The 18,861-nt window shown below is 72.0% G+C and carries 16 protein-coding genes; 7 read left to right on the forward strand and 9 right to left on the reverse strand.

The window, feature by feature from the left end; genetic code table 11:
* Nucleotides 1–78: 78 nt before the first annotated feature.
* Together ACFYX3_RS27925 and ACFYX3_RS27930 are read right to left on the reverse strand one after the other, a co-directional pair.
* Nucleotides 79–2,541, reverse strand: a complete 2,463-nt coding sequence (locus tag ACFYX3_RS27925) for an ATP-binding protein (protein ID WP_389018764.1) — start codon at nt 2,539–2,541, stop codon at nt 79–81.
* A gap of 32 nt (nt 2,542–2,573) precedes the next feature.
* A complete protein-coding gene (locus ACFYX3_RS27930) occupies nt 2,574–3,755 on the reverse strand; it encodes a low temperature requirement protein A (protein WP_389018767.1) in 1,182 nt (393 codons plus the stop codon).
* Between the two features lie 114 nt (nt 3,756–3,869).
* Between ACFYX3_RS27930 and ACFYX3_RS27935 the strand changes: the two genes are divergently transcribed.
* From ACFYX3_RS27935 to ACFYX3_RS27960, 6 genes are read left to right on the forward strand one after another with little or no spacing between them, the layout of a single operon-like run.
* Nucleotides 3,870–5,015, forward strand: coding sequence for an MFS transporter (locus tag ACFYX3_RS27935; RefSeq protein ID WP_389018770.1), 1,146 nt, complete (start codon nt 3,870–3,872; stop codon nt 5,013–5,015).
* Nucleotides 5,012–7,336 carry a molybdopterin oxidoreductase family protein gene (locus ACFYX3_RS27940; RefSeq protein ID WP_389018773.1) on the forward strand — a complete coding sequence of 775 codons (2,325 nt, stop codon included), beginning with the start codon at nt 5,012–5,014 and terminating at the stop codon, nt 7,334–7,336. The genes ACFYX3_RS27935 and ACFYX3_RS27940 overlap by 4 nt, the downstream gene beginning before the upstream one ends.
* Before the next feature lie 7 nt (nt 7,337–7,343).
* Complete coding sequence (locus ACFYX3_RS27945) at nt 7,344–7,991, forward strand: 4Fe-4S dicluster domain-containing protein (RefSeq protein ID WP_389018776.1); 648 nt, start codon at nt 7,344–7,346, stop codon at nt 7,989–7,991.
* The gene (locus ACFYX3_RS27950; protein ID WP_376582334.1) at nt 7,988–8,623 is read left to right on the forward strand and encodes a ubiquinol-cytochrome c reductase iron-sulfur subunit; all 636 of its coding nucleotides are present in this window, start codon (nt 7,988–7,990) and stop codon (nt 8,621–8,623) included. Before ACFYX3_RS27945 ends, ACFYX3_RS27950 begins: the two co-directional genes overlap by 4 nt.
* Complete coding sequence (locus ACFYX3_RS27955) at nt 8,620–9,087, forward strand: hypothetical protein (RefSeq protein ID WP_389018779.1); 468 nt, start codon at nt 8,620–8,622, stop codon at nt 9,085–9,087. The genes ACFYX3_RS27950 and ACFYX3_RS27955 overlap by 4 nt, the downstream gene beginning before the upstream one ends.
* 42 nt (nt 9,088–9,129) lie before the next feature.
* Nucleotides 9,130–9,354 (forward strand): hypothetical protein, encoded by a 225-nt coding sequence (locus ACFYX3_RS27960; RefSeq protein WP_116160477.1) that lies wholly within the window; start codon nt 9,130–9,132, stop codon nt 9,352–9,354.
* A 19-nt stretch (nt 9,355–9,373) separates the two neighbouring features.
* Here the strand turns inward: ACFYX3_RS27960 and mscL are convergent, their stop codons facing one another.
* The 6 genes from mscL to ACFYX3_RS27990 form a co-directional block, all read right to left on the reverse strand.
* Nucleotides 9,374–9,895, reverse strand: a complete 522-nt coding sequence (mscL, locus tag ACFYX3_RS27965; RefSeq protein WP_376582332.1) for a large conductance mechanosensitive channel protein MscL — start codon at nt 9,893–9,895, stop codon at nt 9,374–9,376.
* Nucleotides 9,896–10,021: 126 nt separating this feature from the next.
* Nucleotides 10,022–10,534 (reverse strand): hypothetical protein, encoded by a 513-nt coding sequence (locus ACFYX3_RS27970; protein ID WP_389018784.1) that lies wholly within the window; start codon nt 10,532–10,534, stop codon nt 10,022–10,024.
* 192 nt (nt 10,535–10,726) lie between these two features.
* On the reverse strand, nt 10,727–11,572 hold the full coding sequence (locus ACFYX3_RS27975) for an S-methyl-5'-thioadenosine phosphorylase (RefSeq protein WP_389018787.1): 846 nt from the start codon (nt 11,570–11,572) through the stop codon (nt 10,727–10,729).
* A gap of 97 nt (nt 11,573–11,669) precedes the next feature.
* On the reverse strand, nt 11,670–11,993 hold the full coding sequence (locus ACFYX3_RS27980; RefSeq protein ID WP_116160481.1) for an FmdB family zinc ribbon protein: 324 nt from the start codon (nt 11,991–11,993) through the stop codon (nt 11,670–11,672).
* A 68-nt stretch (nt 11,994–12,061) separates the two neighbouring features.
* On the reverse strand, nt 12,062–13,342 hold the full coding sequence (locus ACFYX3_RS27985; protein ID WP_389018790.1) for an MFS transporter: 1,281 nt from the start codon (nt 13,340–13,342) through the stop codon (nt 12,062–12,064).
* A gap of 252 nt (nt 13,343–13,594) precedes the next feature.
* The gene (locus ACFYX3_RS27990) at nt 13,595–15,208 is read right to left on the reverse strand and encodes a potassium/proton antiporter (protein ID WP_389019228.1); all 1,614 of its coding nucleotides are present in this window, start codon (nt 15,206–15,208) and stop codon (nt 13,595–13,597) included.
* 214 nt (nt 15,209–15,422) lie between these two features.
* Here ACFYX3_RS27990 and ACFYX3_RS27995 point away from each other — a divergent pair, with 214 nt between their 5' ends.
* Nucleotides 15,423–18,173: a penicillin acylase family protein gene (locus ACFYX3_RS27995; RefSeq protein WP_389018793.1), complete on the forward strand. Its 2,751-nt coding sequence runs from the start codon at nt 15,423–15,425 to the stop codon at nt 18,171–18,173.
* 18 nt (nt 18,174–18,191) lie between these two features.
* Here the strand turns inward: ACFYX3_RS27995 and ACFYX3_RS28000 are convergent, their stop codons facing one another.
* A complete protein-coding gene (locus ACFYX3_RS28000) occupies nt 18,192–18,794 on the reverse strand; it encodes a 5-formyltetrahydrofolate cyclo-ligase (RefSeq protein ID WP_389018796.1) in 603 nt (200 codons plus the stop codon).
* Nucleotides 18,795–18,861: the final 67 nt, after the last annotated feature.

Below are 18,861 nucleotides of genomic sequence, written 5' to 3' on the forward strand. Positions count from 1 at the left end.
CGGCGCTTCCGCGCCCCGTCGTGGGCCTGCGCACCGCCCCGGCCGCGCGCGTGGGTGCGCAGAGGGCCGCCGCGGACGTCAGCCCGGCAGCCCCGCCCGGCGTGCCGTCTCCCGTGCGCGGGCGCGGTCCGCCGAGGCCGAACCCGAGTCCCCCGCCGCCTCGTGGACCGCGGCGCGGCGGTGGAGGAGGTCCACGACGTCCTCGGCCACGCCCAGGGACTCGAAGAGGGTCAGGGCCTCCGCGAGGAGGGGGAGGGGGTCCGTGGAGTGCGCCGCGAGGCCCTCCAGGGCCGTTGCCGTGCCCCAGCGTTCGCCCAGCGCCCGGAATTCGGCGAGGGCCTCCAGGAACAGGGGCTCCGAGGACGACAGGTGGGCGTTGCCCACCAGGCCCAGGGCGTGCGACCAGGCGTCGTCGCCCAGGCGGAGGCCCTCCAGGGGGCCGATGGACGTCGACCAGAGGAAGGCCGTGTACGGCTGCCGCAGCGGAGCCGTACGCCCGGCGAGGAACCCCCGCGCCCGGTCCACGTGTTCGCCCTCCCTCAGGCCCGCCGCCAGGACGCACAGCGCGTACTCCTCGCCGAGTTCCGCCGTCGGCTCCACCCGGTCCAGAAGCTCCGCGACCGGCGCCGCCACCCGGCCCCGGAGCCCGCGCAGCCACCAGTACGGACTGAGCGCCGCCACCAGCCGCAGCCCGTCCTCCGGTGTGCCGCGCCGCAGCGCCGCCCGCAGGTTCGCGTCCTCCGCGTCCAGCCGGGCCAGCCACTCCAGCTGGGCCGGCCCCCGCAGTTCAGGATCGGCCGCCTCGGCGAGCTCCCGGTAGTACGCGTGGTGCGCGGCGACCGCAGGGTCCCCCTCCGGGAGCCGCTCGGCGGCGTACGCCCGGATCGTCTCGAGCATCCGGTACCGGCCGTCGTCCCGTACCTCCACCAGCGACTTCTCCACCAGTGACGCCGGCGCGTCCGCGTCCGCCCCGCACACCCGGGCCACCGCCTCCGCCGTCGCCCCGCCCCGGAACACCGAGAGCCGCGCGGCCAGTTCCCGCTCGCCGGGTTCGAGCAGCGACCAGCTCCACTCCACCACCGCCCGCAGCGTGCGGTGCCGCTCCGGCGCCGTGCGGTCCCCGCGCGAGAGCAGCTCGAACCGCGCCCCGAGACCGTCCGCCAGCTCCTCCACGGACAGGGTCCGCAACCGGGCCGCCGCCAGCTCGACCGCGAGCGGCAGCCCGTCGAGTCCCGCGCAGAGCTCCGCCACGCGCGCGTGGCCCGTGAAACCGGGCCGGACCGCCGCAGCCCGCCGCACGAACAACTCCTCCGCCGCCTCCGGCGCCAGCGCGCCGAGCGGCAGCAGGGACTCCCCGGTGATGCCGAGCGCCTCCCGGCTCGTCGTCAGCACCCGCAGCCCCGGGCAGGCGGCGAGCAGCCGCCGTACGAGGAGCGCCGTCTCCGCGACGACGTGCTCGCAGTTGTCCACGATCAGCAGCACCGGCCGCCCGGCCAGGGCCGCCTCGAGCCGCGCCGCCCCCCGCACACCGAGCGCCGCCGCGAACGCCTCCCCGACCTCGCCGGAAGCGGAACCCGACCCCGTGCCCCCCACCGCCCCCAGGTCCACGAACCCCACCTCCCCCGGCAGCCCCGCCCCCACCTCCACGGCCAGGCGGGTCTTGCCCGCGCCTCCCGCGCCCACCAGGGTCACCAGCCGCGCGGCGCCCAGCAGCGCCGTCAGCCGTTCCCGTTCCCGTTCGCGGCCCACGAAGTCCGTCAGGGGTGCCGGTAGAGGGGGGAAGGAACGGTCCCGCGTCGCCGGTCCGCCCCGCAGCACCTCCAGGTGCACGGCCGACAGCTCCGGTGACGGATCCGCCCCCAGCTCCTCGGCGAGGGCCGCCCGTACCTCCTCGTACACCGCGAGCGCCTCCGCCTGCCGCCCCGTCGCGCCGAGCGCCCGCATCTGCAGCCCCCGCAGCCGCTCCCGCAGCGGCTGCTCCCGTACCGGCTCCTCCAACGCCCGTACGAGGTGGGTCAGGTCGCCGCCGACGGCCAGCTCGGCGGTCGCCCACTCCTCCACCACGTCGAGCCGCAGCGCTTCGAGGCGGGCCGCCTGGGCCGCTGCGAACGGCGCGTCCCGTACGTCGGCCAGCGCCGGGCCCCGCCAGAGTCCGAGCGCCTCCCGCAGCAGGCCGGCCGCGCGGACGGGGTCGCCGCCCGCCTTCGCGCCCTCCCCGGCGAGCGCCTCGAAGCGCAGGACGTCCACGTCCGTGGCCGGGTCACCGACCGCCAGCCGGTAACCGGCCGGTGAGAACTCCACCGTCACGCCCGGCGGGAGAGCCCGACGCAGTCGGGACACCTGGGCCTGGAGCGCCCCCTGCGCGTCGGCCGGGGGCTCGTCCCCGTACAGCCCGTCGACGAGCCGTTCCACCGGGACGGTCCGGCCCGCGTCGAGGAGGAGCCGGGCGAGCAGTGCGCGGACCTTGGGGCCGCCGACGGCGGGGACCGGTGTTCCGGTGGTGTCCGACATCGCGAGCGGCCCGAGGAGGTGGAAGATCATGTGCGGATTGTGGCCCGGCGGACGGCGGCGCGTCAGGCCGTCTCCGCCGTCGCCCGCGTACGCGGGTTGCGCGCCGTCAGCGTCACCCCGACCGCGACCGTGACCGCTGCGACGATCCCGGCCGCGAGCACCGCCCAGCGGCCCGCGAACGAGCACATCAGGATCGCGAACGACGCGACCGGCAGGACCAGTTGCTGCGCGATGCCGACCTTGAAGTAGCGGGCGTGCAGCAGCCACACCGACAGCAGGAACACGGCCGACGGGATCGTCACGGCGGCCGAGGCCGCGAGCGTGGAGAGGTGGGCCTTGCCCACGGCCTGCTCGACGGCGATCTCCAGGCCCGCCCCGACGGCCGCGGCCGACGCGAAGATCACATAGTGGCCGTAGCCCCACAGGAAGCCCTGGCGGCTGGAGGTCAACCGGTCGTGGGCGGGCACGACGAAGTAGATCCACCAGGCGGAGAAGACGAGCAGCAGACCGCCCGCGGCGATCGGCAGCACCTCGCCGAGGGCGTCGTTCTCCTCGATGCCCGTCTTCACGGCGACCGTCGCCGCGGCGACCGTCTCGCCCAGCACGATGATGGTGAACAGGCCGTACCGCTCGGCGATGTGGTGCGGGTGCCAGTTGCTGGGGGCGTCCTTCTCCGCGTACACCGGAACGGCCATCTCGGCGAGCGCCATGACCAGGAAGACCCACGGACGGGCCGGCTCGGGCGCGAGGACCAGCGCGAGCCAGCCGACCTGGACGACGAGGACCCCGCCCGCGTACCGGCGGCACATCGTCCGCTCGGCCGGGGCGGTGGCGTGGCGGGCGGCGCGCAGCCACTGCGAGGCCATGGCGAGCCGCATCACCACGTAACCGAGGTAGACCACGAGGAAGTCGTGCTCCTCGAAGGCGCGCGAGACGCCGGCGGCGAGGACGAGCACGCCGGCGATCTGCAGGAGGGTGATGACCCGGTAGAGCACGTCGTCGTTGTCATAGGCCGAGGCGAACCAGGAGAAGTTCATCCAGGCCCACCAGATCGCGAAGAAGACCATCGCGTAGTCGGCGATGCCCTGGCCGGCGTGGCCCTCGGCGACCGCGTGCACGAGCTCGGCGCCCGCCTGGGCGACGGCCACCACGAAACACAGATCGAAGAAGAGCTCAAGGGGAGTGGCGACCCGGTGGGACTCCTCGCGGGAGCGGGCGGTGAGGGGCAGGAACGGTTGTGTCATGCGCCCCAGCACAGCAGAGCGGGCGGCGAGCCCGCTCACCTGCCACGCCTGCGTACGTCACTCCCAACGTGGTCAAAACAGGACTGAACGGGGCATACGGCTTACCGTGGCCGCGTGACCGAGCCACCGCAGACAGCCGAGCCGAGCCCCCCGTCCGGCGCCGCCCCCGCCCCGGGCCCCGCGCCCGGAGTCACCGCGGACGGTGGCCCCTCGCCGCAGACCCCCGCCGCCGTGCGCCGTCGCGCCGTCCTCGCCGGCACCGCCGTCTCCGTCCTGCTGATCCTCGCGATCGTCTTCGGCAGCCGTCTGCTCCGCGACTTCGACTCGGCCCTCCTGCCCTACGCCGTCGCCACCGTCTTCCTCGCCTTCGGTGTCGCCTACCGCTACACGGTCTGGATCTCCGCCCCCGGCGCCCGCCGCCTCTTCCGGCAGGGCTGGCGCTCCTTCTTCTCGGCCGCGAACTTCCGCCGGGCGCCCACCGCCCTGCCGGGGATGATCGCCACCTACCTCGGCTTCCAGAAGTTCCTCGGCGCCCGCTCGCACGCCCGCTGGGCCGCCCACCAGCTCCTCTTCTGGGGCTGTCTGCTCGCCGCGGCGATCACCTTCCCCCTCACCTGGGGCTGGTTCACCTTCACCTCCGCCACCGGCTCCGGACCCGGTTACGAGATGCGGATCTGGGGTTTCAAGATCATCGGCTTCGACGCCCTCGGCTTCCTCGGCTGGCTCATGTTCCACGGCCTCGACATCGCCGCCGTCCTCGTCATCGCCGGCGCCGCCTACTTCCTCTGGCGCCGCATGAAGGACCGGGGCGCCATCACCGGCCAGCGCTTCGCCTACGACCTGGTGCCGCTGATCGCCCTCGTCGTCATCTCGGTCACCGGGCTGCTGCTGACCTTCTCCTCGATCTTCCTGCACGGCGGCGGCTACGAGTTCCTCGCCGTCCTCCACATGGTGTCCGTCGTCTTCACCCTCATCTACATCCCCTTCGGGAAGTTCTTCCACATCGTCCAGCGGCCCGCCGCCGTCGGCATGCAGCTCTTCAAATACACCTCCCGCCGCACGAGCGAGGGCGAGGACGAGGTCCTCGTCTGCCGCCGCTGCCACGAGCCCATCGACACCGCCCCGTACGTGGCGAACCTGCGCGGCACCATGCGCGACCTCGACCTCGGCTTCGACGCATGGGCCGAGTACTGCCCCCGCTGCAAACGCGTCCTCCGCGGCACCGCCTACCTCGACCACGTGAAGAAGGGCTTCAAGTGACCGCGACCGACCCCGCGACCACCCCCGGCCGGCCGCTGCCGCTCGACCCCTCCCTCGCCCCGCCCGGCACCCGGAACTTCCGCGACGCCGGAGGCATCCCCGCCGACCGCTGGCACGCCGACCAGCACGGCGAGACCCTCGTCCCCACCCACTGCTGCTTCTGCGGCGTCCAGTGCGGCATGTACCTCCGCGTCGACCACCACGGCAAGGTCTTCGGCGTCGAACCCCGCAACCACGACATCAACCGCATGCGGCTCTGCCCCAAGGGCATCAACGCCTACCAGCAGGTCAACCACCCCGACCGGCTCACCGCACCCCTCATGCGCCGCAGCCGCGACGAGGAGTTCCACGAGGTCAGCTGGGAAGAGGCCCTCGACCACACCATCGCCGAGATCCGCCGCATCCAGGGGCAGCACGGCAACGACGCCTTCGGGCTCCTCGGCGGCGCCAGCCTCTTCTCCGAGAAGACCTACCTCGTCGGCAAGTTCGCCCGCGTCGCCCTCAAGTCCCGGCACGTCGACTACAACGGCCGCCTCTGCATGGTCTCCGCCGCCGGCGCCAACAAACTCGCCTTCGGCATCGACCGCGCCGGCAACCCCTTCTCCGACATCCTCCTCACCGACTGCCTCCTCATCGCCGGCTCCAACGTCGGCGAATGCTTCCCCGTCATGACCCAGTACCTGTGGGGAGCCCGCGACCGGGGCGCCACCCTCGTCGTCGTCGACCCCCGCGAGACCGCGATCGCGCGCACCGCCGACGTCCACGTCGCCCTCAAGCCCGGCACCGACTCGGCCTTCTTCAACGCCGTCCTGCACGTCGTCGTCGCCGAAGGCCTCACCGACGAGGACTACCTCGCCGCACACACCACCGGCTGGGACGAGGTCAGGAAGACCGTCGCCGACTACCCGCCCGCCCGCTCCGCCGAGATCTGCGGCGTCCCCGAGGAACAGATCGTCCGGGTCGCCCGCATGTTCGCCGGCGCCGACAAGGCCATGGCCTGGCACGCCCGCGGCGTCGAGCACCACTCCCAGGGCGTCGAGAACTGCCTGTCGATCATCAACCTCTGCGTCGCCACCGGGAACATCGGCAGGCCCGGCGCCGGCTACGGCACCATCACCGGCCAGGGCAACGGCCAGGGCGGCCGCGAACACGGCCAGAAGTCCGACCTCCTCCCCGGCGGCCGCTCCATCACCAACCCCGAGCACCGCCGTCAGATCTGCGAGATCTGGGGCATCGAGGAACCAGAACTCCCACCCGCCGGCACCTCCATGATGGAGATGGTCTGGCAGATGCAGCGCCAGGAGATCCGCGGCCTCATCGGCATCTGCAACAACCCCTTCGTCTCCCTCCCGAACTACGCCACCGTCAAGGACGGCTACGACACCCTCGAATTCCACGCCCAGTTCGACTTCTTCCTCTCCGAGACCGCAGCCAACGCCCACGTCGTCTTCCCCGTCACCGTCTGGGCCGAGGACGAAGGCGTCATGGCCAACGCCGAGGCCCGCGTCGTCAAGCACAACAAGGCCCAGGAACCACCCGCCGGCGTCCGCACCGACACCTGGGTCATCTGCGAACTCGCCAAACGGCTCGGCGCCGGCGACAAGTTCGCCTTCCCCGACTCCCGCTCCGTCTTCGAGGAGCTCCGCACCGCCTCCGCCGGAACCGTCAACGACTACTACGGCATCACGTACGAACGCCTGGAGGAGACCGGCGGCATCGCCTGGCCCTGCCCGACCACCGACCACCCCGGCACCCCCCGCCTCTTCGAGGACGGCCGCACCTACCACCCCGACGGCAGGATCCACCTGCAGACCGTCGCCTGGCACCCGCCCATGGACCCGTACAGCGACGAGTACCCCCTCTCGCTCACCACCGGCCGCACCGTCGCCCACTTCCTCTCCGGCAACCAGACCCGCCGCCTCGGCGCCCTCGTCGAACAGACCCCCCGCCCCTGGGTCGAGGTCCACCCCTCGCACGGCTTCCGCAACGGCGACCCCGTCCGCGTCGTCACCCGCCGCGGCAGCGAGGTCTTCCCCGCACTCGTCACCGAGGCCATCCGCCCCGACACCGTCTTCGTGCCCTACCACTGGCCCGTCCCCACGGCCGCGAACGCCCTCACCATCGACGCCCTCGACCCGCGCTCCAAGATCCCGGAGTACAAGGTGTGCGCCGCCCGCATCGAGGCCGCCGACCGCGTCGACGAGGTCCCCGCCCCGCCCACCGCCCCCGGACAGCAGGCCTACCCGGAGACCCAGGTCTCCCGCACCGACCCGCTGCCCCCCACCTCCCCCCAGGGCCGCGGCACCGCGGAGAGGAGCTGACCCGCACATGATGGGCCGCACGATCTTCATCGACCCCGGCCGCTGCATCGGCTGCCAGGCCTGCGTCTCCGCCTGCCGCGAATGCGACTCGCACCGCGGCAAGTCGATGATCCACCTCGACTACCCCGACGAGGGCCGCTCCGTCGCCTCCCTCCCCACCGTCTGCATGCACTGCGAGGACCCCGTCGCCCCCTGCGCCGAGGTCTGCCCCGCCGACGCGATCCTCGTCACCGCCGACGGCGTCGTGCAGCAGGCCGACACCACCCGCTGCATCGGCTGCGCCAACTGCGTCAACGCCTGCCCCTTCGGCGTACCGAAGATCGACCTCCAGGCGAAGCTCCAGATGAAGTGCAACCTCTGCTACGACCGCACCGCCTACGGCCTCGCCCCGATGTGCGCCACCGTCTGCCCCACCGGCGCCCTCTTCTACGGAACCCTCGACGAGCTCCGCGCCGAGCGGCCCGGCGTCCAGGTCGCCGACTCCTTCACCTTCGGCACCACCACCGTCTCCACCGGGGTGGCGATGGTCGTCCCCGCCGACAAGGTCCAGTGGCCGGTGCCCGGCGGGCTCCCCGTCGTCGAGATCAACGGAAGGGACGTGAGCGAAGTGAACTCGGACAAGGGTGGCGGCGGGCGACGGGAGGGCGTCCGTTGAGCGTCACCGACCCGCAGCCACCGGCCCCGGACCCCCGCACCGACGCGGCCCGGGAAGCGCTCCACGACCGGATCGCCGCCGACTCCCTCACCACCCGCCGCGACTATCTGAGGATCGTCGCCACCGTCTCCGGCGGCCTCGCCGTCGGCGGCGTCGCCGTCGCCTCCGGCATCCTGCACCGGCACGGCGACCCCGACGGCCTCCCCGCGATCAAGAAGATCGCCGACCGGATCGAACCCGGCGAGTCGCTCGCCTTCCGCTACCCGGGGGACGAGGACCGGGCGATCGCCGTCCGTATGGACGACGGCACCCTCGCCGGCTACTCCGCCGTCTGCACCCACCTCGCCTGCGCCGTCCTGTGGCGCAGGGAACGGGGGAGCGAGGGCGAGCTGTACTGCCCCTGCCACGAGGGCGTCTTCGACGCCCGCACGGGCGAGGTCACCGCCGGACCGCCCCCGCGCGGCCTGCCCAAGGTGATCCTGATCGAACAGGTCGACGGCAGCGTCTGGGCCATCGGCACCGCCCGCTCCGGCGAAAGCCTCCAGGAGGGCTACTGCCGCCAGCGCGGCGAGGGCAGCCCCCTCTGCACCCGCCTGGAGGGCGAGGCCACGGAGAGGAGTGAGGGCGCGTGACCGAGACGCCGTTCCCGAAGGACCCGGAGAGCCCAGGACCAGGACCAGGCTCCCACGCAGACCCCGGCCCCGGCGCAGACCCAGGGGGGCCCTCCCCCTCCCCCTCCCCCATCCCGCCCCGCCCCGCCTACGCCCCCGGCAGTGCTCAGCCGCGGTTGAACCGGCCCGTGCATGAGCGGTACCCGCAGATCCGGGCCACCAGTGGGTACGGCGATCCGCGGATCCGGCACACCGGGCCTGGGCCCGGGGCGGGGGCCGAGCAGGAGCCGGAGCGGTCGTCGAAGCTGTCGGCGCGGCTGGCGCTGGCGCTCACGGTGGTGATCGGCCAGCTCTGGGGGCTGACCGTCGTGGTGGACGAGTGGATGTCCGGGAACACCGGCACCGCCTGGTGGGGCGCGGGCTTCCTCGTCCTGTCGTTCCTGGTGGTCCTGGGACTCTGGGCGATCGACCCGAAAGACCGCTGATCAGAGGGGTACGGGGCGGGCGAGCAGGCGTAGTCTGAAGAGATGAGCACCGCCCCCGCCCACGGACCGCGAGACGCGAAGCAGCCCGGCATGAAGTCCAGCCCCGAGAACACTCCGAAGAAGCCGGTACTCGTCTTCGACGATCCGCTGGACCAGCAATCCGCGGACGACACGGACCGCGGGTGGGGCGAGCGGCCTCCGGCCGGCGGCGACAGCGCCGCCGACCTCGCGCGCTTCCTCGACGAGAAGCCGCCGCACCACCTCTGACACCGGCGTGTCCCGCCGGTCAGGAGGTGGAGTGCGCCCCCGCGCTCCCCCCGCCGGCGACCGCGGAGCCCGGCGTCGTGTTGTTCACGGACGGGCCGCGCTGCGAGACCAGGTGGTCGCGGATCTCCTTGAGGACCTCCAGCTCGCTGACCTCCAGGACCTCCTCGACGCCCTCCTTCGCCTTCTCGTGCGCGGCGCGCTTGGCGAGGATCTTCGCCATCGGCAGCACCATGAGGAAGTAGACGACGGCCGCGGTGATCAGGAAGCTCAGCACCGCGCTGAGGACGAGGCCCCACTGGAGCTGGATGCCCTGCATCTCGCCGTTGACCACCCGGCAGGGGTCCTTGAGGCAGGACGCGTAGCTCTCCAGGTCCTTGGTGCCGAAGGCGCCGACGATCGGGTTGATGATGCCCTTGACCACCGAGTTCACGATGTTCGTGAAGGCGGCACCGATGACGACCGCCACCGCCAGGTCGATCACGTTGCCCCGCATCAGGAAGGCCTTGAAGCCTCCCAGCAAACTTTCCTTCTTCTCGGCCACCGAAGTGCCTTTCGTCGCCTGTGGAATCGCGTGTACCGCTGCGTGCGGAGCCATTAGGCCGTGAACGGCGCAAGGGCGTCCAATCCGTACACACGGGACGGTGACTTGACAGCGAGTCAGTGCGAATCAGCACACCGTCACCGCCAGTCGGGACGTGACGCCGGCACCTGCCAGCACCGCCGCCGTCGACCGCGGCACGGACAGGACGACGAGCGCCCCTCCGTCCGAGCGGGTCTCGCCCTGTCGTGGCACTTCGGCCACTCGGGCGCCCGCGGCGACCACCCGCGCCTCACTCTCGCCGCCCAGTGGCGAGTCGGGCGCGGCGATGACGTCGACCCGGTCGCCGGGCCGCAGGAGTCGTACGGTCGCGGCGTCGGCGATCCGTACCGGCGCGGACACCAGGGGTACGGGGGCGGGCGGCCGCGCGCGGGCGGGCGTCGGCCCTGGCGGTGCGGCCGGAGCGACGCCCGTGTTCGCGACGGCGAGCGCACCCGCCGTCAGGGCCAGGAGCAGCGTCGGCACGAGCCGCCCGCGCCGGAGCGTCCGCCGCAGCCGGTGCCGGGCGCCCCCGACCCGTAGCGGCTCGAACGCCGGGACCGTGCAGGGGGGAGGGACGGAGGAGGAGGTCGTCATGGTCATGGGAGTGCCGCCTGTCCTGTCGGGAACGGGATGTGCTCCCACTCTCCCGACTCCGCCACCGTCCCGCTCCGGCCTGGGGATCACCCCGCGCCTGTGGAGAACTTCCCCGCCCGCAAGGGTGGTTCACGGCAGCACCGCCCAAGGGCGTCACGGCAGCACCGCCCAGGGCGTCACGGCAGCCCTCCAGAGCTTCTACGGCAGCTCGATCCCCAGATCCCAGCCCTCGTGCGCCCGTGTGCACAGGCAGTCCCGGTCCACCGTCGCCGGCAGCGCCCCCACCGCGTCGAAGAGCACCTCCCGCAGCCGTCCCACGTTCTCGCCGAAGACCCGCAGCACCTCGGTGTGCGAGACGCCGTCGCCGGTCTCGGCGCCCGCGTCCAGATCGGTGACGAGGGCGAGCGAGGTGTAGCAGAGGCCGAGCTCGCGGGCGAGGACGGCCTCGGGGTGCCCGGTCATGCCGACGACGGACCAGCCGGCGGCGGCGTGCCAGCGCGATTCGGCGCGGGTGGAGAAGCGGGGGCCCTCGACGACGACCATCGTGCCGCCGTCCACCGGCTCCCAGTCCCGTCCGCGGGCGGCCTTGACCGCGACCCGCCGCCCGTCCGGGCAGTAGGGGTCGGCGAAGGTCACGTGGACGACGTTGGGCACGGCCCCGTCGGCCCGCCGTTCCCCGTCGAAGTAGGTCTGCGCCCGGCTCTTCGTGCGGTCGACGAGCTGGTCGGGCACGACGAGGGTGCCGGGTCCGTACTCCTCGCGCAGTCCGCCGACGGAGCAGGGCCCGAGGACCTGCCGTACGCCCACGGAGCGCAGCGCCCAGAGGTTGGCGCGGTAGTTGATCCGGTGCGGCGGGACGGTGTGGCCGCGGCCGTGCCGGGGGAGGAAGGCGACCCGCCGGCCGGCGATCTCGCCGAGGAACAGGGAGTCGCTGGGGCTGCCGTACGGGGTGTCGACGGACACCTCGGTGACGTCCTCCAGGAACGAGTAGAACCCGGAGCCGCCGATCACGCCGATGCCCGCGTACACGTCATGGTTGGCCATGCCGGTCACCCTACGCAGGACTCGCGGAGGCGCGGGCCGTACGGGAAACACCGAAGGCCCCGTCGCACACGGCGACGGGGCCCTCGGAGAAGTACGGTCAGGCGGCCGAGCTTCCGGTGCTCGACGAGGACGTCGAGGAGGAGGAAGCGGTCGACGCGGCCGGCTTCGCGTCCGAAGAGGACGACGAAGAGGACGACGACGTGGTCGAGGACTTCGACGAGGCCGGCGAGCTGCTGGACGACGAGCCGCGGCTGTCGTTCCGGTAGAAGCCGGAGCCCTTGAAGACGATGCCGACGGCCGAGAACACCTTCTTGAGGCGTCCGTGGCAGCTGGGGCACTCGGTCAGGGCGTCATCGGTGAACTTCTGCACCGCCTCGAGGCCTTCGCCGCACTCGGTGCACTGGTACTGGTAGGTCGGCACTTGACTTCCTCCTGGCACTCACACTCATCGAGTGCTAACGACGATCCATAGTGACGTATTCCGTGGGCTCAGTCCACCGCCACGGGCACGCGGTGACCGATACCACGTGCCGCGACCCGGCTCGCCTCGCGGGGTCGCAGCCGCGACCGCAGGGCGAGGAGCGTGACCAGGGCGAGGGCCGTGCCCGCCATCGGGACCAGGAATCCGGTGCTCGCGCCGTGTGCGTCGGCGAGGCGGCCGGCGACCGTGACGGCGGCGGCCTGGCCGAGCGCGACGGCGCCGGTGAGCCAGGTGAAGGCCTCGGTGCGGGCCGAGGCCGGGATGAGGGTCTCGACGATGGTGTAGCCGGTGATCAGGGCGGGGGCGATGCACAGACCGACGACGAGGCCCAGGGCGCCGAGGAGCAGCACGGAGTGCGCGGTCCACAGCAGGGAGGCGGCGACGGTGAGGCCGGCGTAGCCCAGGATCAGGCGGCGGCGGGGGCCGGTCTTCCAGGCGATGGCGCCCATGGCGATGCCGGCGAGCATGTTGCCGGCGGCGAAGATCCCGTAGAGGAGGCCGTTGGCGCCGGGGTTGCCGATCTCCTCGGTGAAGGCGGTGAGGGAGACCTGCATGCCGCCGAAGACGGAGCCGATGCCGAGGAAGGCGACGATCAGGACGCGGACGCCGGGGATGGACAGGGCCGAGCGGTGCGGCTCGCCGCTGCCGTGGCCGGTCGTGGCGGTCAGGCCGTACGCGGGCTGGGTGGCGCGCTGTGCGGCGAAGAACAGGCCGCCGACGAGGGTGAGGGCGGCCTCGGCGATCAGGCCGGCGGCGGGGTGGACGCCGGTGCACAGGGCGGTCGCGAGGACGGGGCCGACGACGAAGGTGAACTCGTCGGTGACGGATTCGAAGGCGGCGGCCGTCGGCATCAGCGGGGTGCCGTCCAGCTTGGCGGCCCAGCGGGCCCGGACCATCGGGCCGACCTGCGGCACCGAGGCGCCGGAGGGCACGGCGGCCAGGAACAGCGCCCAGAGCGGGGCGCCGCCGAGGGCGAGGGCCACGAGCAGGGAGACGGACGCGGTGTGGACGAGGACGCCGGGGATCAGGACGGCGCGCTGGCCGAAGCGGTCGGCGAGCTTGCCGCTCTGGGGGGCGAAGAGCGCCATGGAGACGCCGGTGACGGCGGCGACCGCGCCGGCGCTGCCGAAGGATCCGGTGGTGTGCTGCACGAGCAGGACGATGCCGATGGTCAGCATCGCGAAGGGCTGCCGGGCGGCGAAGCCGGGGAGCAGGAAGGACAGGGCACCGGGGGTGCGCAGCAGCTGCCCGTAGCCGGGCCGCTTGTCCGTGATGACCGTGGACGCCACGGTCCTTGCCTTTCTGCCGCCTGGTAGCGCGCTCCCTGCACGGTGGTGCGGGTGTCGCCGAGAGCTGTCCTCATGCGCGTTACTGCGGTAGATACCGGGCCGGCCCCACTGTGGAGGGGCGCCACGGCCGCCATACGGTCGCGCCAGCTCTGCGTCAGGCAGAGTTGGTTCGATCTGGTGTGCCTTCATGCTACAGGGAAGAGCGTCTTCCCGCCTGGGAAAACGCTCCCGCACCTGAATTAATGCCTGCGATTAACCGGAAGTTTTCTTCTGTTCGGAAGTTTTCTTCCGTGGACCCTCGTCCGGTACGTGCTTCCGAGAGTCGCCGCCCGGCAGGTGGAACCGTCCCGTGGCCGACGGTGCCGAGGCCGCCGTCGCGCCCCCGGTGCCGAGCCAGCCGGCGAGCTTGCCGCCCTGGCCGACGGCCCGGAGCCGTCGTTCGGTGGCGTCCCGTACGGGGTCGGTGGCGACGACGAGGAGTTCGTCGCCGTGCCGCAGGACGGTCGCGGGCCCGGGGACGAAGCTGCTGTCCTCCCGTACGACGAGGGTGACCGCGGCTCCTGCGGGCAGGCGCAGCTCGGCGACCTCGACGCCGTGCATCCGGGAGCGCTCGGGGATGGCGACGGAGAGCAGGTGTCCGCGCAGTCGTTCCAGCGGGGCGGACTCGACGCCGAGGTCGGCGGCCTCGGCGGAGTCGCCCAGCTTGAGGGCCTTCGCGAGCCAGGGCAGCGTCGGGCCCTGGACGAGGGTGTAGACGACGACGAGGACGAAGACGATGTTGAAGATCCGCTCGCTGCCCTCGATCCCCGACACCATGGGGATGGTGGCGAGGATGATGGGGACGGCTCCGCGCAGGCCGGCCCAGGACATCAGGGCCTGCTCCTGCCAGGGGATCCGGAAGGGCACGAGGCTGATCAGGACCTCCATGGGCCGCGCGACCACCGTCAGGACGAGGCCGATGACGACGGCGGGCCAGAAGTCGTGGACGAGCTCGTGCGGGGTGACGAGCAGGCCGAGCAGGACGAACATGCCGATCTGCGCGATCCAGCCGAGTCCCTCGGCGAAGCCGCGGTTCGCGGGCGCGTGGGGCAGCTTGGCGTTGCCGAGGACCATCGAGGCCAGGTAGACGGCGAGGAAGCCGGAGCCGTGGGCCATGGCTCCGGCGGCGTACGCGACGACGGCGATGGCCATGACGGCGATCGGGTACAGGCCGGAGGCGGGCAGGGCGATGTGCCGCAGCCCGTAGGCGCCGACGAGGCCGACGACGAGGCCGACGGCGACGCCGATGGCGAGTTCGAGGGCTATCTCGGCGACGAGGACCCACCAGTGCTCGACGGGTCCCGCGGTGGAGAAGGCGACGACGAGGATGACGACGGGGGCGTCGTTGAAGCCGGACTCGGCCTCCAGGACGCCGGTGACGCGCGAGGGCAGGGGCACCTTGCGCAGGACGGAGAAGACGGCGGCGGCGTCGGTGGAGGAGACGACGGCGCCGATGATCAGGGCCTGGCGCCAGTCGAGGCCGACGAGGTAGTGGGCGCCGGCGGCGGTGATGCCGACGCTGACGGCGACGCCGACGGTGGAGAGGACGATCGCGGCGGGGAGCGCCGGCTTGATCTCCTTCCACTTCGTGCCGAGGCCGCCCTCGGCGAGGATCACGACGAGGGCCGCGTAGCCGATGACCTGTGTGAGTTCCGCGTTGTCGAAGGCGACGTTGCCGATGCCGTCCTGGCCGATGGCGATGCCGATGCCCAGGTAGAGCAGCAGGCTGGGGAGCCCGCTCCGGGAGGAGATCCGCACGGCCGCGACGGCCACGAGCAGGACGAGTGCGCTGACGAGCAGGAGTTCGTTGAGCTGGTGGACAGTCAGTGGCCGTTCCTTCCCCTCACGTGCGGCTGGATCGTTCCTCCAGCGGCCGGTACTTCGTTACCTTACCTAATCTTTAACGTTTTCTTGACGCTCTCTTTGCGTCTCGTCGCTCACCAGTACGGTTCTCTTCCTGACACCGCGTCCGGGCCGTCCGGACGCTGCGCCTAAGGTTGCTCCCGTACTCCAGGATCACCCTGCCCCTCGAAGGACAGCGATGCCCTCCAACACGACCGCGCCCCCCGGCAAGAAGACCGCCAAGAAGAAAGGGCGGCGTGCCCGCCTTCTCCTCCTCGTTCTGGTCCTCGCACTGGTCGCGGGCATCGGCTTCGGCGGCTACTGGGGTGTCAGCACCGTCCGGGCCTCGTTCCCGCAGACGACCGGCGAGATCCGCCTCGACCGGCTCTCCGCGGACGTCGAGGTGAAGCGGGACGCCAACGGCATCCCGCAGATCTACGCCGACAACGAGGCGGACCTCTTCCGCGCCCAGGGCTACGTCCAGGCGCAGGACCGCTTCTACGAGATGGACGTCCGCCGCCACGTGACCGCCGGCCGGCTCTCCGAGATGTTCGGCGAGAGCCAGGTCGACACCGACGCCTTCCTGCGCACCCTCGGCTGGCGCCGGGTCGCGCAGGAGGAGTACGACAAGGTCCTGTCGCCGGAGACGAAGAAGTACCTCCAGGCGTACGCGGAGGGCGTCAACGCCTACCTGAAGGACCGCGCCCCGAAGGACGTCTCCGTCGAGTACGCGGCGCTCGCCCTCACCAACGACTACACGATCGAGCCGTGGACCCCGGTCGACTCGGTGGCCTGGCTCAAGGCGATGGCCTGGGACCTGCGCGGCAACATGCAGGACGAGATCGACCGCTCGCTGATGACGAGCCGGCTGAGCGCGAAGCAGATCAAGCAGCTGTACCCGGAGTACCCGTACGCGCTCCACCAGCCGATCGTCGACAAGGGCGCGGTCGACGAGTCCACCGGCGCGTTCGACCCGAAGGCCGACGCGACCGAGGGCGACGGGACGACCACCGGCGACACCCCGGGCACCGGCCCGGGTGGTTCCAGCGGCGGAGTCTCCTCCCAGCTCGGCGCGCTCTCCGAGGTCCTCGACACCGTCCCCGCGCTGCTCGGCCCGAACGGCAACGGCATCGGCTCGAACTCCTGGGTCGTCTCCGGTCGGCTCACCACCTCCGGCAAGCCGCTGCTCGCCAACGACCCGCACCTCGCGCCGCAGCTGCCGTCCCTCTGGTACCAGATGGGCCTGCACTGCCGCTCCGTCTCGGCGACCTGCCGCTACGACGTCGCCGGCTACACCTTCTCCGGCATGCCCGGCGTGATCATCGGCCACAACGACAAGATCGCCTGGGGTCTCACCAACCTCGGCGCCGACGTGACCGACCTCTACCTGGAGAAGATCGGCCCCGACGGCTACCTCGTCGACGGCAAGGTCAAGCCGTTCACGAGCCGCGAGGAGACCATCAAGGTCGCCGGCGGCGAGGACCGCAAGATCACCGTCCGCTCCACCGGGCACGGCCCGCTCGTCTCCGACCGCTCCTCCGAGCTGGAGACCGTCGGCCAGAAGGCGCCCGTCGGCAACGCCGCCCCCGACCGCGGCACCGGCTACGGCGTCTCCCTCCAGTGGACCGCCCTCCAGCCGGGCAAGTCGATGGACGCGATCTTCGCGCTCGACCGCGCCAAGGACTTCACCGCCTTCCGGGCCGCCGCGAAGAACTTCGAGGTCCCCTCCCAGAACCTGATCTACGCCGACACCGAGGGCAACATCGGCTACCAGTCGCCCGGCAAGATCCCGCAGCGCTCCAAGGGCGACGGCACCCTGCCCGCGCCCGGCTGGGACTCCTCCTGGAAGTGGAAGGGCTACATCCCCTTCGAGAAGCTGCCGTACGAGGAGAACCCGAAGCGCGGCTACATCGTCACCGCCAACCAGGCCGTCATCGACGAGAAGACCTACCCCGACCTGCTCACCAAGGACTGGGGCTACGGCTCGCGCAGCCAGCGGATCAACGACCTCATCGAGTCGAAGACCAAGGACGGCGGAAAGATCTCGCCGGACGACATGCGGACCATGCAGACGGACAACCGCAGCGAGATCGCGACGCTGCTCAACCCGCTCCTGCTGAAGATCGACATCTCCGACCCGTCCGTCCGCGAGGCGCAGAAGCTCCTGGAGGGCTGGGACTACACCCAGGAGCCCGACTCGGCCGCCGCCGCCTACTTCAACGCGGTCTGGCGCAACGTCCTCAAGCTCGCCTTCGGCAACAAGCTGCCCAAGGAGCTGCGCGCCGAGGGCGACTGCATCAACGTCCGCCCGGCCGAGGCCACCGGACCGGTCGACGAGCAGAACAAGCTCGTCCGCGAGTGCGGCGAGCGCGACCCCGACTCGGCGCAGCCGGACGGCGGCGACCGCTGGTACGAGGTGGTCCGCCCGCTCCTCAAGCAGGAGAAGAGCGAGTGGTGGGTCACCCCGGGCAACCGGCTCGACGCGCCCACCGAGACCCGTGACCAGCTGCTCGCCCAGGCCATGAAGGACGCCCGCTGGGAGCTGACCGCCAAGCTCGGCAAGGACGTCTCCACCTGGAGCTGGGGCCGGCTGCACCAGCTGACCCTGAAGAACCAGACCCTCGGCACCGCCGGACCCGGCGTCGTGCAGAAGCTCCTCAACCGCGGCCCGTGGAACCTGGGCGGCGGCGAGGCGGCCGTCGACGCCACCGGCTGGAACGCGGCCGGCGGCTACGACGTCATCTGGGTGCCGTCGATGCGGATGGTCGTCAACGTCGGCGACTGGGACAAGTCCCGGTGGGTCAACCTGACCGGCGCCTCCGGCCACGCCTTCCACTCGAACTACACCGACCAGACGGACGCCTGGGCGAAGGGCGAGCTGTACGACTGGGTCTACAGCAAGGCGGCGGTCGAGGCGGCCGTGAAGGACACGCTGGTCCTCAAGCCGTAAGGCCTGGGAAGCCGCTTCTCACGCCTCGGCGTCCGAGAAGCGGGTGACTCCCCGCGGGGTCACCACCGCGTGCACGGGGTGGTCGTGCGGTTCCTCCGGGACCCGGGCGACCACCTCGTCCGCGTAGAGGAGCACCACCAGGGCCGGATCCGCGCCCGCGCGTGCGAGCCGGGCGAGGACCCGGTCGTACGAGCCGCCGCCCCGCCCGAGCCGCATCCCGCGCCCGTCGACGGCGAGGCCGGGCAGCAGCACGGCGTCGGCGGCGCACACGGCCTCGGGGCCGAGCCGGGGCCCGGTGGGCTCCAGGAGGCCGCGGCCGGCCTTCGCCAGCGCCTCCGGTCCTTCGTACGCCGCCCAGTCCAGGTCGTTGTCGGGGAGCAGGACGGGGAGCAGGACCCGCACTCCGCGCGCGTGGAGGGCGTCGAGCAGCGCGCGCGTGCCGGGTTCGCGGCCCACCGACACATAGGCGGCGACGGTGGCCGCCTCGGCGAGTTCGGAGAGCTCCATGCCCTGCCGGGCGAGGGATTCGGCGGATTCCACGAGGGATTCGGGGGGCAGTGCGGCGCGGGCGGCCAGAAGTCGGCTGCGCAGCATGGTCTTTTCGGACATCTCGGGTGTCATGGCGGCCTCGTGTGCAGAAAGGAAATTCTCGTAACCGTCTTTATGTGGAGGAAGTTAACCGAAGCCA

The sequence above is a fragment of the Streptomyces sp. NPDC002463 genome, from assembly GCF_042889835.1.
GTDB classification, from domain to species: Bacteria; Actinomycetota; Actinomycetes; order Streptomycetales; family Streptomycetaceae; genus Streptomyces; species Streptomyces nymphaeiformis.

Coding starts and splice junctions, on each gene's coding strand:
- ACFYX3_RS27970 (WP_389018784.1), bottom strand. CDS start 10,534: ATGACCATGACGACCTCCTCCTCCGTCCCTCCCCCCTGCACGGTCCCG.
- ACFYX3_RS27945 (WP_389018776.1), top strand. CDS start 7,344: ATGATGGGCCGCACGATCTTCATCGACCCCGGCCGCTGCATCGGCTGC.
- ACFYX3_RS27960 (WP_116160477.1), top strand. CDS start 9,130: ATGAGCACCGCCCCCGCCCACGGACCGCGAGACGCGAAGCAGCCCGGC.
- ACFYX3_RS27995 (WP_389018793.1), top strand. CDS start 15,423: ATGCCCTCCAACACGACCGCGCCCCCCGGCAAGAAGACCGCCAAGAAG.
- ACFYX3_RS27975 (WP_389018787.1), bottom strand. CDS start 11,572: ATGGCCAACCATGACGTGTACGCGGGCATCGGCGTGATCGGCGGCTCC.
- ACFYX3_RS27930 (WP_389018767.1), bottom strand. CDS start 3,755: ATGACACAACCGTTCCTGCCCCTCACCGCCCGCTCCCGCGAGGAGTCC.
- ACFYX3_RS27925 (WP_389018764.1), bottom strand. CDS start 2,541: ATGATCTTCCACCTCCTCGGGCCGCTCGCGATGTCGGACACCACCGGA.
- ACFYX3_RS28000 (WP_389018796.1), bottom strand. CDS start 18,794: ATGACACCCGAGATGTCCGAAAAGACCATGCTGCGCAGCCGACTTCTG.